General features: G+C 66.7%; 9 protein-coding genes. 7 read left to right on the forward strand and 2 right to left on the reverse strand.

All coding sequences use genetic code 11. The features are described from left to right. Positions 1 to 34: 34 nt before the first annotated feature. The 7 genes from HV766_RS25225 to HV766_RS25255 all read left to right on the forward strand — a co-directional run bounded on the left by HV766_RS25225 (position 35) and on the right by HV766_RS25255 (position 8216). On the forward strand, positions 35 to 1048 hold the full coding sequence (locus HV766_RS25225; protein WP_175182040.1) for a fimbrial protein: 1014 nt from the start codon (positions 35 to 37) through the stop codon (positions 1046 to 1048). 35 nt (positions 1049 to 1083) lie between these two features. Then, complete coding sequence (locus HV766_RS25230) at positions 1084 to 1884, forward strand: winged helix-turn-helix domain-containing protein (RefSeq protein WP_119450217.1); 801 nt, start codon at positions 1084 to 1086, stop codon at positions 1882 to 1884. Positions 1885 to 2222: 338 nt separating this feature from the next. Continuing rightward, entirely contained in the window at positions 2223 to 2783 is a 561-nt protein-coding gene (locus HV766_RS25235) for a fimbrial protein (protein ID WP_175182041.1), read from the forward strand. Positions 2784 to 2796: 13 nt separating this feature from the next. Next, positions 2797 to 3528, forward strand: a complete 732-nt coding sequence (locus HV766_RS25240) for a fimbrial biogenesis chaperone (protein ID WP_254593357.1) — start codon at positions 2797 to 2799, stop codon at positions 3526 to 3528. Positions 3529 to 3609: 81 nt separating this feature from the next. Further along, entirely contained in the window at positions 3610 to 6231 is a 2622-nt protein-coding gene (locus HV766_RS25245; protein ID WP_175182042.1) for a fimbria/pilus outer membrane usher protein, read from the forward strand. After that, positions 6228 to 6989: a fimbrial biogenesis chaperone gene (locus tag HV766_RS25250; RefSeq protein WP_225596922.1), complete on the forward strand. Its 762-nt coding sequence runs from the start codon at positions 6228 to 6230 to the stop codon at positions 6987 to 6989. The genes HV766_RS25245 and HV766_RS25250 overlap by 4 nt, the downstream gene beginning before the upstream one ends. A 36-nt stretch (positions 6990 to 7025) precedes the next feature. Next, entirely contained in the window at positions 7026 to 8216 is a 1191-nt protein-coding gene (locus HV766_RS25255) for a fimbrial protein (protein WP_175182043.1), read from the forward strand. A 68-nt stretch (positions 8217 to 8284) separates the two neighbouring features. Here the strand turns inward: HV766_RS25255 and HV766_RS25260 are convergent, their stop codons facing one another. Further along, positions 8285 to 11311: a two-partner secretion domain-containing protein gene (locus HV766_RS25260; protein ID WP_175182044.1), complete on the reverse strand. Its 3027-nt coding sequence runs from the start codon at positions 11309 to 11311 to the stop codon at positions 8285 to 8287. Positions 11312 to 11391: 80 nt separating this feature from the next. Beyond that, positions 11392 to 13080, reverse strand: a complete 1689-nt coding sequence (locus HV766_RS25265; protein WP_175182045.1) for a ShlB/FhaC/HecB family hemolysin secretion/activation protein — start codon at positions 13078 to 13080, stop codon at positions 11392 to 11394. Between the last annotated feature and the right edge of the window lie 233 nt (positions 13081 to 13313).

The raw sequence follows: 13313 nt of genomic DNA on the forward strand, positions 1-13313 counted from the left end.
CTTGGCGATTGCAAGCTTGAGGAATGAAAAACAAATGAAAGACTCTCGGATCAAGAAAAAAAGATGCGCTGCCGGCATGCTGGCACTGTCGTGCATGGCGTTGATGCTGGTTGCATATGCGCCGCAAAGCCTGGCAGCGTGCGCCCTGGGAGAAGGCATCGCCCGGAATGTGATCAACATCTCCTTGGGCAATATCGTCGTCCCGCCGGAAAAGGGACCGAGCAGGGTAGTGCCGATCGCGGACAGACGATTCCCCATCAGCCACAAAGGCAACGCGCTCCTCGTCTGCAAGGATGGAGGGGGAAAGGCGCTAGCGTCCCTGCACAAAGGTACGGTCGTAGACGATACCCACATCTATCGCACCAACATTCCCGGTATCGGCATACGCATCGGAATGCGACCGGGCGATCACGTCGGAACCTTCTATTTCCCGACGACCTGGTCCCTCTCCGGCACAGGCACGGAGACGACTATCGGCAACAAGGGCTGGATTCACGTCCAGCTCTTCAAGATCAGCTCCGACACCGGCAACGGAGCCCTGGAGGAAGGGACTTACGCCACGCTGTACGCGCAGGACGCGCCAGGGGACTCCCTGAAAGTGATACTCACCGGCAGGACCACGGCCATTGTCACTCCGTCGTGCACCGCCGCTCCCACTCCGCCCGTACAGCTGGGAAAGGTCTGGAAGAACCTGTTCAGCTCGGTCGGCAGCACAGCAGCCGAACAACGCTTCAACATCAAGCTGAACTGCCGCGAGGCCAAACCCGAACTGAACGCTGTCTACCTGCGCATGGACGCAAAACCCCACGCGTCAGGCGCGCCCGGCGTGATCGCCTTGAGCCCCGACGCCAATTCCGCCACCGGCGTCGGCATCCAGCTCCTGGACAAGGACCGTCAGCCGGTCAAGTACGGCGACAGCGCCTTGGTCGGCATGTCCAAGGACGGCGTCTATGACGTGCCGTTCCACGTCCGCTACTACCAGACCGCAAACCAGGTGACGGCCGGCGCGGCGAACGGCACCGCCACCTTCACGCTTGAATACAAATGATCTTCCCAGCTTCCACGAACCACAGGCCATCGATCATGAAAAAGCCCGCATTCAACCACACCGTCCATGTCTGCGTCGAAGCCGTAGAGCCAGCGGCGACGCTAGTCCAAGGGCTGGGCGACCGTGCCCAGATGGTGTGCCTGACCCAATCCGCGCTCCGCTTGCAGGAACAGCTGGCCGAACCCGGATTGCACTACGTCGTCATGCACGGCAGCGTCGAATGGCTGGCCGCCATGCTGGGCGCGCGGCGCGGCCCCTACGTCACCGGACTGGTGGTCATGATCACCGCCAACGATTCCTCCAATGCGCGGGCCGAACTGATATGCGCCGGCGCCGACGCCTGCCTGGCCTCGAACGCGGGCATCGACGAACTGCTGGCGGCGCTGAGCAGCCTGGAACGCCTGTCCTCGGCATTGCGTACTCGCCTGCAGCGCGAAGCCACCCCCGCCGCCGACGCCCTGGCGCGGCAGCGGCGCGCCTTGACCGGCACAGTCGCGACAGTCCGCGTCACGCCGGTCCGGGAATGGGCCCTGATCGAAGCGGAGAAAACGCTTCGCGCGCCTGACAGCGCCGGCAAGATCGCGTTGAGCAACAAGGAATTTGCGCTGCTGTCGTGCCTGCGCGGGCATGACTTCCAGTACTGCAGCATTGCGGATCTGCACCGCGAAGTGTGGCCGGATGCGGCAAGCCGCCCCATCCACCTGCAACGCGCCATCGTCTCCAGCGTGGTCGGGCGGCTACGCCGACGGGCGCGCATGGCGGGAATCGAGCTGCCGCTGCGCACGAGCTATGGACAGGGCTACACCTTCGTCCATCCGCTGAACAACGCCAACTAGCGACAACGCCAATCGCGACGCTGCAATGGCGGCGGTTGGCTCCCGATCAACGCGACCCTGCGCAAATTCGTATTTCTCAGATGCGGAAATCGATGTCTTCCGACTAAATTTCCCGCCCCCGCGCCATAAAGTATCCGTACTCGCCGGCCCGCGCAGATTCGAGCGCACAACCGACGGGTACGAGCCGCCTGGATATCGCCGCATTCGCGGCGTCGGGCCTTACATGAATCCCCAAAAAGATCGCTGCCTTCCGGATGCGCAAGGACCGTCCCGGTCCGACCCGCGCCCGGGACGGTCTCGATCGCCGCGGGCAAGCCTAGCTTCAAAGGAAATACAACATGAAACGCAGTCTCGTCGCCTCTCTCCTGGCCTCCGGAGCCCTGGTCTCCGTGCTCGCGCCGGTGCCCGCCCACGCGGTTGACGGCGTCATCAACTTCATGGGCGTTATCCGCGCTCCCGGTTGCGACATCAACGGCAACACCCCGGGCCTGGGCAACACGCAGACAGTGCAGCTGGGCACGCCCACGCCGGAGGAAGTCGGCCTGGGCAATGCCGTCGAAGCCGAGTTCCAGCTGAATCTCGCGGGCGGAGCAGGCTGCACCGACGGCCGGAAGGTCCGCATCATGTTCGACCCGACCAACGCCACGCCAGCGGGCAACCTGGCGCTGCTGGATGCCGACCGCGCGCCCAACGTCGAGATCCAGATCCGCAACAACGCGACCGGCAACACCGGCATCATTCCCATTGGCGGTTCGGAAACCACGCCGCAGGTCGCCACGGTCACGGGCAATCCGGGGACGGCGGAACTGAAGTACGCCGCCAAGTATGTCGAGGTCGGCGGCGCGGCGGGCGCTGGCTCCGGCGCGTCGAGCATCAAGTATCTGCTGTCCTACAACTAAGCGCGGGCCGGTCATGGCGTCGATAGCGCGCATCGTTTCATCCCTGGCTGCCGTCTGCGCCATGACCCTGTGTTCCTGGGCTACACCGGTCCGGGCCGGACTGGTGCTGCAAAGCACGCGCCTGGTCATCTCGCCGGATTCCCGCGACGTGACGCTGGCCATCCGCAACGCGGGCGCCGGTCCCGTGCTGGCGCAGAGCTGGCTGGACGACGGCAATGCAGACAGGTCGCCGGCGGACATGCGCGTGCCTTTCGTCCTGGCGCCAGCGGTCGTGCGGGTGGACCCGGACAGCGGCGCGGTGCTGAGGATCTCATACACCCGCGAGCCGCTGCCCGCCGATCGCGAGAGCCTGTTCTATCTCAACGTGTTGGAAACGCCGCCGCGCGATCCGAACGAAGCCAATGTGCTGATCTTCCAGTTCCGGTCGCGCATCAAGGTTTTCTTCAGGCCAGCCGCGCTGCGTCCTCACGTTCAAGCCGCGCCGGCGCTGTTGAGCTGGAGGCTGCGCGGACGCGCGCTGGAAGTTACGAACCCGACGCCTTATTACGTCTCCTTCGCCAGCGTCGATCTGGTCGCAGGCGACAAGCGCACCGCGCTCGATGGCGGCATGGTCGCGCCATTCGACAAGGCGCGCTTCGAATTGCCGTCCCGCGCGGCCAAACCCGCGGGCCGGGTCTCGGTCGAGTACGAGGTCATCACCGACTACGGCGGAACCACGAAGACAAAGCAGGCCGTTACCGAGTAAAGGCGCGGCGCAGCTTGCGCCCGCGAACCACAGAGCTGACACGTCCCGATGGAAAATCTACACGCAAGGGCTTGCCCCCGCTTGCCAGACCCCGCTCGTCCAGCGAATCGGCGCCAGGCGGCGGAAAGGCTCGCATCCGGTCTTGCCGCCGCGCTGGCGGTCTGGGTCGCTCCCGCACAAGGCAAGCAGGCGTTCTTCGACCCGCAGATGATGTTCCAAGGCGCAGGCGGCACGACCATCGACACGAGCCGCTTCGAGCGCGGCAACTTCATGGAGCCCGGCCGGCACAAGCTGGACGTATACGTCAACGGCCAGTGGCGCGGCGTGGAGGAGGTCCCGTTCCGCCTCCTGGCCGGCAGCGCCAGCGCCACGCCGTGCTATGACAGCGCATTGCTGGCGCGCCTTGGCCTGGACGTCGACAAGGCCGCGCGCGGCGAGGGCATGCTTGCGCTATCCTCGACCGCAGCCTGCGGCGAGCTGTCGCGCTACGTGCCCGGCGCGCAGGTCAAATTGGAGGTGGCCGAGCAGAAGCTCTATCTCACCGTGCCCAAGTATTATCTGCGCCTCTCCACGCCCGGCGCCTACGTGGATCCATCGAACTGGGACTTCGGCGTGACGGCGGCGCGGCTGAACTACAACAGCAACCTCTTCACCTCTGAAAGCCGCGGCACGCGCACCACGCGTGGCTATGCGGGCCTGAATGCAGGCGTCAACGTGGGCGCATTCCGGCTGCGCCACTACGGCAGCGCGACCTGGTCGCCGGGCCATGGCGCGAACTATCAGCGCGGCTATACCTATCTGAAGACCGACGTACCGGCGTGGAAGTCGCAGCTGTTGATGGGAGAAAGCTCCACCGACGGCGACCTGTTCGACTCCGTATCGTTCCGGGGCGTGCAACTGGCCAGCGACGAACGCATGCTGCCCAGCGCGTTGCGTTCCTACACCCCGGTTGTCCGCGGCACGGCCAACAGCAATGCCCAGGTGTCGGTGTACCAGCGTGGCTACCTCGTCTACGAAACCACCGTGGCGCCCGGCCCCTTCGCGCTCGAAGACCTGCAGGCGGCGGGATATGGCGGCGACCTGGACGTGCGTATCGTGGAGGCGGACGGCAGCGCGCGCAGCTTCGTCGTGCCCTTCGCCACCACCGTCCAACTGCTGCGGCCCGGCACCAGCCGCTACAGCCTGACGGCGGGGCGGGCGATAGATCTGGGCATGGGCAGCAGTTCGCAGTACTTGCTGCAGGGCACGTTCAAGCGCGGGCTGGGCGACATGTACACGGGTTACGGCGGTCTCGCTTTCACCCGGCACTATGGTTCCGCGCTGGCCGGCGCCGCGGTGAACACCGCGCTGGGCGCATTCGCGGCCGACGTCACGCTATCCCGCGCCGAGCTTCCGGACGAAGGCACGCGGACGGGCGCCAGCTACCGCCTGTCGTACAGTAAGAACCTGCCCAATAGCGGCACCAACTTTTCGCTCCTGGCCTACCGCTATTCCACCAGCGGCTTCGTGGGCTTGCGCGAGAGCATCGCCCTGCAAGGCGCGCCACAGCGCTACCGCTGGTTCGGCGACGTGGGCCGCACGCGCGGACGGCTCGACGCCAACATCAGCCAGCAGCTTGGCGTCAACGGCGGAAACGTCTATCTGTCGGGGTCGGCCATCCAATACTGGCAAGGCCATGGCAACACCATCAACTTCGCGCTGGGCTACAGCAACCGTTGGCGCGACATTTCCTATTCCTTCGGCGTGCAGCGCATGCAAAACCTGGCCACCCGAAATTCCTACCGGGGCGGCGGCCGCGACAACTCCACACTGGTCACCGTGAACCTTTCGATTCCCCTGGGCCGGGCCGAGCGCGGCGCTCCCATGCTCAACAGTTACTACAGCGCCGATTCCCGCGCCGGCGCCAACTTCACCACCTCGGTCGCGGGCTCGATGGGCGAGTCCGACCAAGGCACCTATTCGGTATCCGCCTCTCATGCCAGCCGCGAGAACGCCAACTCGGCAAGCGCAAACATCGGCTACCGCCTGCCGCAGTCCTGGGTGGGAGCGGGTATTTCGCAGGGAGCGGGCTTCCGCCAGGCATCGCTGAACGCGTCGGGCGGCGTGCTTGTCCATGCTGGCGGAGTGACCTTCTCGCAGACGCTGGGGGAAACGGTCGCGCTGGTACGCGCCGACCACGCGCAAGGCGCGCAGATCGGCTACGGCGGCGACCGCCTGGACGCCCGCGGCTATGGCGTCGTCGCCAGCCTGAGCCCCTACCAGCTCAACACCGTCGACATCGATCCGCGCGGCATCCCCGACGACGTGGAGCTGCAGGCCAGTTCGCGCAACGTGGCGCCGCGCGCCGGCGCAGTCGTGCTGCTGTCCTACCCGACCCGTGTGGCCCGGCCGGTACTGATCGATGCCCGCCAGGCCGACGGCGCCGCGCTGCCCTTTGGCGCGGAAGTGCTGAACGCCGCCGACGGCAAGCCGGTGGGCGCGGTGGGTCAGGGCAGCCGCATCGTCATGCGAGTGGAACAGGATCAAGGCCGCGTCATCGTGCAGTGGGGACCGGGGCCGCAGCAGCGCTGCGCCATCGACTACGCCCTACCCGAGCGCGCGCGGCAGCGCGCCCGGGGCTACGATGAGCTTTCGCTCACCTGCGCGCCGATGCCGGCGGACGGCGGCAGGCCCACGGGCCCCGGCCCGCTGGCGCGCCGATGATGGGCCTGCTGCGCGCATGCGCACCGCGCCTGACCGCCGGCCTGCTGATGGCCTGCATGGCAGCCTGGGCGCATGCGGACCTGACCGTGGTTGGCACACGCTTCATCTATCCAGCGCAAGCCAGGTCGCTGACGATACGCACCAGCAACTCGGGGCAGACGCCCATCCTGGTGCAGACCTGGCTGGACCAGGAGCAAGCGCAGGCGCGCACCGATCCCAGCAAGCTGCCCGTCCCTTTCGTGCTGACGCCCCCGGTCTACCGGCTGGATGCCGGGGAGCGCAAGGCGCTGGAGCTGCGCTACACGGGCGAACCCCTGCCGGGCGACCGCGAATCGGTGTTCTGGATCAATTTCCTTGAAATCCCTTCGCTGCAGCCGTCGCGCCGCAACCAGTTGCAGTTGTCGTTCCGGCTGCGGATGAAGGTCTTGTTCCGTCCGCCGGCGCTGCAAGGCGATCCTCGGGAGGCCCCGGCGCAAGTCGCGTGGAAGTACCGGCGCTCTGGAGACGCCGCTGCGCCATGGCAGCTGGAAGCGCACAACCCCACCCCTTTCCATGTGTCGCTGGCACGGCTGGAGCTTCCCGCCGCGGCGGGCGTACAGCGCCTGGACGGTTTGACCGTGCCGCCGTACGCCACCTCCCGGTTCGCGCTACCCGCCAGCCATCAACCCCAGGCGCACGCAAGCACGCTGCGCTACGAGGCCGCCGATGACGCCGGCGACCTGATCCACGGCGCGGCAGCGCTCGCAGCCGCAAACTGAGTCCAAGCCGATCCCGGCATCCAGGAGTACACCCTGATGAGCAAGCTCCCTATCCCCGCGCGCACCCATGCGATCGACAAGCCTGCACGGGCCGCCCTCCTCCTGCTGGCCGCCGCGATGGCATTGCCGTGCGCCCCGGTTCGCGGCGAACTGGTCATGAACCGCCCTGCCATCCACTGCAGCCAGTCGAACCAGGCCGGCGGCCCCTGGCGTGAAGTCTCGCCGCTGACCAGCTCCTCGCAGATTGGCGATGTGCTGTTCGAGCGGGGCGCCGGGCTTTTCAACAATTTCCAGCTTGGCTCGGGCGTGGGCGCAGGCGTCCTCCACGAATTGGTTGCGGCGGCGCAGTGGGGTCCCAACGCAGGCGTGGCCGCCGACGGCACGGCGCAGACAAACGTACCCGGCATCGGGCTGCAGGTATCCGTCATGGGCGCGGACGGCGTCGAAAGACGGATCAAACCCGGCGCGCTGCCCGTGGTCATGGATAAGCGTCCCGTGTACTACGACACCGCCGGGTCCGCGTCGCAGAAAAACTCCACCGTCACCGAGTACGTCCAGCGCCTGGTACTGACCGACGCCGCGGCCAACCTGCCCAGCGGTGAACTGAAAGTGACCGGCGTGGACCCCAACATCACGCTGATGCTCTATGCCGTCAACTACCAGCAGGGCGCGGTGGGCTACGGCGAGGCCATCCAGAACTTTCCCGTCTGGACACCGGGCATTACCGGCGTCTGCGGCAGTCTGCCGTTTTCCTACCAGGGCACCGGCGTCATCGGCATTGGCGGTGGCACGGGGGTAATCGTCCCCAACAAATGCGAGGTCGGCGCCTACCGGACGATCCCAGTCTCGCTGGGAGACCTGCCCCTCTCGCTCTTCCATACACCGGGAGCCACCTCGCCAGCCAAGGAATTTTCCATCGTGCTCACCCAATGCAGCGCCTCGGCCAAGCCGACCATTACTTTTGCCGACAAGTACGGCCCCAACACCGATCCCCATGTGCTGAACCTGAAGCCCGGCGCCGAAGCCGCCGAGGGCATAGGCATTGCCATGATCAACGATACCGGCAAAGTCCCGGTCCGCTTCGGCGCTGCGTATGACATGCAGCGCGTCGGCGACCAGGCCGTGCTGATGCTGCGAGCCCACTATCTCCGCACGGCGCCGGTCGACGGAGCGGTCAAGGCCGGCATCGCCGATGGCAGCGCGGAGTTCACCTTCGAGTTTCCCTGAGGCCAGGGCGCCTCATGCCAACAGGGCCACGGACGCGCGCGTCCATGGCCCTGTTCATGCACTGTCGATCAACGCTCGACAATCCCGTAGTTCAAGCCCACCGGCGGCACCAGGGATGCCAGCCCCAACGTGCTGTTGGCGCGCAGCACGCCGTAGTTCGCGCCGGCCAGGCCGCCGTAGGTATGCTGAAGGGAGTTCACGAAATTCACCTTGCCGCTCGCGCTGGAATAGGAGATTTCGCCCTGGTTCAACCCAGCAATGCCCCCCAGCAGGGCGCGGCTCGCGCCACCCACTTCGCCCGAGGAAGAGGACTGCCGGATCTCACCCATGTCGCCGTTCTCTCCCACCATGCCACCGGCACGGCTGTTGACGCCGCCGTAGACATTGCCATTGGCCATCGCCGAAACGATCAGGCCCTGATTGGCGCCGACCAGCCCCCCGACCGCACTGCCCTGCCCCGCTGTCACGTTGCCGCTGGCGTTGACCGTGCCCAGCGTGCCGGTGTTGTAGCCGACCAGTCCCCCGCTGTACCCATAGTGTCCGCCAGCAACCTTGCCGCGGGCGACCGAGGCTTCTATCGTGCCGCTGTTATAGCCGGCCAAACCGCCCGCCCGGCCTCCATTCCGGTTGTAGCCGGCCTTGACCTCGCCACCCGCCTCCGCCGTATCGATGCGTCCATCGTTGGCGCCGACCAGGCCGCCCACATTGACACCATAGGCGGCCGTCACATCGCCTGCGGCCTTGACGTCCAGCAGCAAGCCGCCGTCGCTGTTGCGCCCTGCGAGGCCGCCGGTGGAGCCGCCGCCCTCGGCACTGACGCCACCTTCGGCGGCCGAGCCTGAAATGGCCCCGCTATTCAACCCCACCAGGCCGCCGGTGTATGCATCGCTGCCGTTCTGCACCCGTCCGGTCGCAAGCGAGCGTTCGATGTCGCCGCCCAGATTGCTGCCCACCAGCCCGCCCACATTGTGGCCAGCTCCCGTGGCCTGCGTGCTCGCATGACTGGAGGCATCCGCGATCAGGCCGCGGTTCACGCCAACCAGACCGCCCATGCCGCCCAGCTCATCGCGCTGCATCGCTCCCGATACGACATTGCGCGAGACGCTGCGCGTAATGACGCCGCGGCTCGTCGCGGAATTCAGGTTTTCACCTGCCAGCCCGCCTATGGCGATCGTGTGCGAACCTGCATATACGCTGCCTGCGACGGTGGCGCGGTCGATACTGCCGCCGGCGTTGGTGCCCACCAGGCCGCCCACCACGTTACGGTGATACGAACTGCCCTTCACGTGCATCCCGGACGTGGACACGTTGACGATCTGGCCCGAGTTGCGGCCCACCAGCGCGCCCACCGACATGGATGCCGCGCCGGTGCCAGGCGCATTGACAGCCATCGATGCCAGGTTGACATTGCTGATGCTGCCGGACGAGGCGGCGAACAAGCCCACGTTGGGACCGGCGCCGCTGACCGAATAGCCGCTGAGCGTATTGCCCAGACCGTCGAAGACGCCTGAAAAGATGCCATGCGGACCGCCTATGGCCTGGATCGAGCCGCGTCCGCTCAGGTTGTTGCCCAGCACGTACAGGCCGCTCAGGTTGCGGTCGATGTCCTGTAGCTGGGCAAGGTTCTGGATCACCGCGTAACGCTGGCCATGGGCGCTGAACGATGCGCCTGCGCCGGACAGCGTGATCACCGCCCCTTCGCCCAGCACATGACCTCCCGGCGCCTGCAAGGACAAGGCGCCATTGATGCCGGTAATGGCAGTCTTGCCGTTAAGCGCGATTTCCCCGCCGGCGGACAGGGCGATGGCGGCGTTCTGGCCGGTTGCGGCCAGGTCTGCGTTGACCGCGATATCACCCGCCGCAACCAAGCCGAGCGTGTTGCCGCTGTGCCAAGCGATCGGGCCATTGAGCGCGACGTCGCCCGCAGCGCCTTCCAGCACGATGTTGGTGGCCGCGAGATTGCTGGCGACGGTGTCCGCGTGCACCGTGACGTTTGCCGCGGTGGCGTTTTCGCCCACCGTCACCCCTGCCGACGCGATGCGCCAGGTGCCGCTATCGCCGTTCAATGCCCGCGTGTCGACCTCAGTGCCAAGCCGCACGGCCACCTGCTGCCCCCGCATCTCCACCTCGCCGCCGTTGCCAAGCGAGGCAAGCGCGCTGGCATTCAGCTTGCCCGCAGCCACCACCACGCCGGCGGCGCCGCCGTCCAACGTAATCTTGCCGCCTTGACCCTGCAGCGTCTTCGCTTCGATGATGCCCTGGCTGTTGACCACCGTGCGCAAGGCCGCTCCCGCGGCGCTGGCCGTCATCAGCACCTGCCCGCCGTCGGCGCTCAGCAGGCCGCCATTCTCGGCCAGGGCGGACAGCGCGGCGCCATCCATCCGCAAATCGAGCAAGCCGTTGCCGTCGAAGTTCACAGTGAACTCTGCGCCGGCTGCCAGCGCGATCCGCCCCAGCCGCGCCTGGATCACACCCTGATTGCTGACCTTGGCGCCCAGCAGCGCGACGCTGCCGCGGTCGCGCGCGGCAATCACGCCCTGGTTCAATACGGAGGCCTCCGATGGCCCGGCGAAGCGATAGTTGCCCGCGTTGAAATCGGCGTCGGAAAGCTGCTTGGTCGACGCTACCAGTCCGCCCACGTTGACCTCCGCGCCCCTGCCGAAGACGATGCCGTTGGGGTTGACGAGGAAAACCTGGCCATTTGCGTCCATGCGTCCCAGGATCGAACTTGGCGACAGGCCGTTCACCCGGTTCAGCGCGATGGATCCGGCGCCAGGCTGGTTGAAGGCGACACGTTCGTCGGCGCCGATACTGAAGCTGTTCCAATCGATGATCAGCTTTTGCGTGTGCTGATTGATCGACACCTGTTTCTGGTCCAGCGTGGTGTGGATATCGCCTATGCCATTGCCGGCTGCGATCGTCCCTCCCGTCGGTGCAGCATGCGCGCCAGACAGGCCCGCCAGCCCGATCAGGGCCAGCGCGGCAACGCGACTACGCCTGCCGCCGCCGCATTTTCCATGGCGGCGCGCAGACTCGCGCGCCACGCTCCAACTTTGTCTGACCTCGTTCCATACCAATGCATATGTCTTGTTCATGATTGCCTCGCGAGAATGGCGCATCCGCCGCCACGGCAGACTGCGCCGGTTGAGAAAACTGCGCGCGTGATGCGCCTGCGTCAGAAGTAGCGCGACGCCTGAAACCACAAGCGGGGCTCGCGGTCCGCTTCCGTCGCGGGTAGCCGCCGGCCCATCGGCCAGGCGATGCGCAGGTTCACCTGATGGTTGGCGCCGTACTGCGTGATGCCGAATCCCGCCGCACTCAGGTCGTTGCGGTTGCCTCCCCGCGTCCAGCGCTGTTTGCTCAGGCGCACGCTGCCGCGGTCCGCAAAGGCGCTCGCCTGCCACCCGGGAGCCAGTTGGTAGCGCAGTTCGACGCCGGCCAGCCAGCCCTCGTCGCCGCTGGCCGCGCCCAGCGGATAGGCGCGTACGCCATAGGGTCCGCCCAGGCTGAATTTCTCGGAACTGTCCAGGTTCTTCGACGCCCATTGCGCGTCCAGCCGCGCATACACCTGCAGGCGGCCCACGAGCTGCTGCAGTCGGCTGGCCGAAAGATTGGTCTTGGCGAACCCGCCCGCAGTGCGCACGGTCAGACGGTCCTCGCGCTCGGCTTGCGAATCGCCCAGGCGCAGTCGGCCGCGGCCATGCGACAGCTGCAAGATGGTCCTTCCGCCGCCGAGCCATCCGTCCTCGCTGCTGCCGGCCAGGGCCACGGTCCATAGCCCGATACGCTTGCTGCTGCTTACGTCGAAGAGATCCATGCTGTCGACCAGACGCTTGCGCTCGTGCTGCAATTGCAGGCGCAAGCTGGCGCGGCGCGTGCGCACCAAGGGCTGCTGGATGAACACGGTCGACACGTCGGCGCGGCCGTGCGCACCCAGGGGTTCGAAACGCCTGCCGAGTTCGTACCGCATGCTGGACATGCCAATGCCGACGCGCGTGGACCAGGAGCCAAGGGGAAGCTGATAGCCGGCGTTGTAGTAGCGCTGCCCGCCATCGCTCCCCAACAGTCGCAGATTGAGCTGGTCGCCCAGGCGCAGGGGGTTATTGACGCCGATGCTTCCGCTCAGCCGGTATTCGCCGGTGTAGTAGCCGCCAAAATTGTCCGCGTCCACGCTGCCGAAGACGAGCGGTCCCGCCTCGGCATCCACCAGCAGGCTGGTGCTGCCGGTTTCGGCGCCGGGCCGCAGCGTTCCCTTCACCGCCACGCCGGGCAGCTCGCTGAGCAACAGCAGCGCGCGCTCCAGCTCACGGGCCTGCACTGCATCCCCCGGACGCAGAACGGAGAGCGGCTGTTCCAGCACAGCATCGCGGATCCGCGAGCGGTTTCGCAGACCGATCTCGCCATAGCTGCCCTCCAGCACGGCGATGCGCAGGACGCCCGCATCGATGTCTTGCGGCGGCAGGTAGGCGCGCGCCAGCACATAGCCCCGATCATGGTAGTAAGCGGTGACGCGATCAGCGGCCAGGCGCAAGTCCGGAAACGTCAGCGCCGTGCCCGCCAGATCGGCCAGCAGCGCCCGCAGCGTCGCGTCGTCAACGGCGCGGTTGCCTTCGAAGCGGAACTCGAGCACCTTGACGGCGGGGCCTGTGGCCGCTTCGCCGGACGCGGCTGCGGGCGGCTGCGGTTCGGGCAATTGCACCTCCGGAGCCGTGCCACCCGGGGGCATGGCGGGCAAGACCGATTGCAGGTCGCGCATGGCGCGCCCCGCATCCGGGATCTGCGCCCGCGAGACGTCCGCACACAACGCCATGACCAGCCCGGCGGCCAGCGCAGCCATCCGATGGCGCGCGTTCTCCCCTGTCATCTCCCGCCCCCTGCTCTCTGCCTTTTTTTCACAGGAAGCGTTTGCCCCCGGGCCGGCTGCCGCTCCTGCCAAGCCGGGCGATTCTCGTCCTGCCGGCAGAATACGGAGCGGACGGGAGTGGAACTGTGGGAAGACTACGAAATCGGGGTCGTACTACTACGATTCGGCAGTCGCCTGCCGCGGAGTTGGGGGTGGCGGCGGCTGCGACGAGCGCCGCACTTTAGTACTCCTCC

This window comes from Achromobacter aegrifaciens (genome assembly GCF_902859735.1).
In the GTDB taxonomy this organism is placed as follows: domain Bacteria; phylum Pseudomonadota; class Gammaproteobacteria; order Burkholderiales; family Burkholderiaceae_B; genus Achromobacter; species Achromobacter aegrifaciens.

What these genes read in the sequence shown, in the direction of transcription:
- HV766_RS25225 (WP_175182040.1), top strand. Translation starts at nt 35, where the DNA reads ATGAAAGACTCTCGGATCAAGAAAAAAAGATGCGCTGCCGGCATGCTG.
- HV766_RS25230 (WP_119450217.1), top strand. Translation starts at nt 1,084, where the DNA reads ATGAAAAAGCCCGCATTCAACCACACCGTCCATGTCTGCGTCGAAGCC.
- HV766_RS25235 (WP_175182041.1), top strand. Translation starts at nt 2,223, where the DNA reads ATGAAACGCAGTCTCGTCGCCTCTCTCCTGGCCTCCGGAGCCCTGGTC.
- HV766_RS25240 (WP_254593357.1), top strand. Translation starts at nt 2,797, where the DNA reads ATGGCGTCGATAGCGCGCATCGTTTCATCCCTGGCTGCCGTCTGCGCC.
- HV766_RS25250 (WP_225596922.1), top strand. Translation starts at nt 6,228, where the DNA reads ATGATGGGCCTGCTGCGCGCATGCGCACCGCGCCTGACCGCCGGCCTG.
- HV766_RS25255 (WP_175182043.1), top strand. Translation starts at nt 7,026, where the DNA reads ATGAGCAAGCTCCCTATCCCCGCGCGCACCCATGCGATCGACAAGCCT.
- HV766_RS25260 (WP_175182044.1), bottom strand. Translation starts at nt 11,311, where the DNA reads ATGAACAAGACATATGCATTGGTATGGAACGAGGTCAGACAAAGTTGG.
- HV766_RS25265 (WP_175182045.1), bottom strand. Translation starts at nt 13,080, where the DNA reads ATGACAGGGGAGAACGCGCGCCATCGGATGGCTGCGCTGGCCGCCGGG.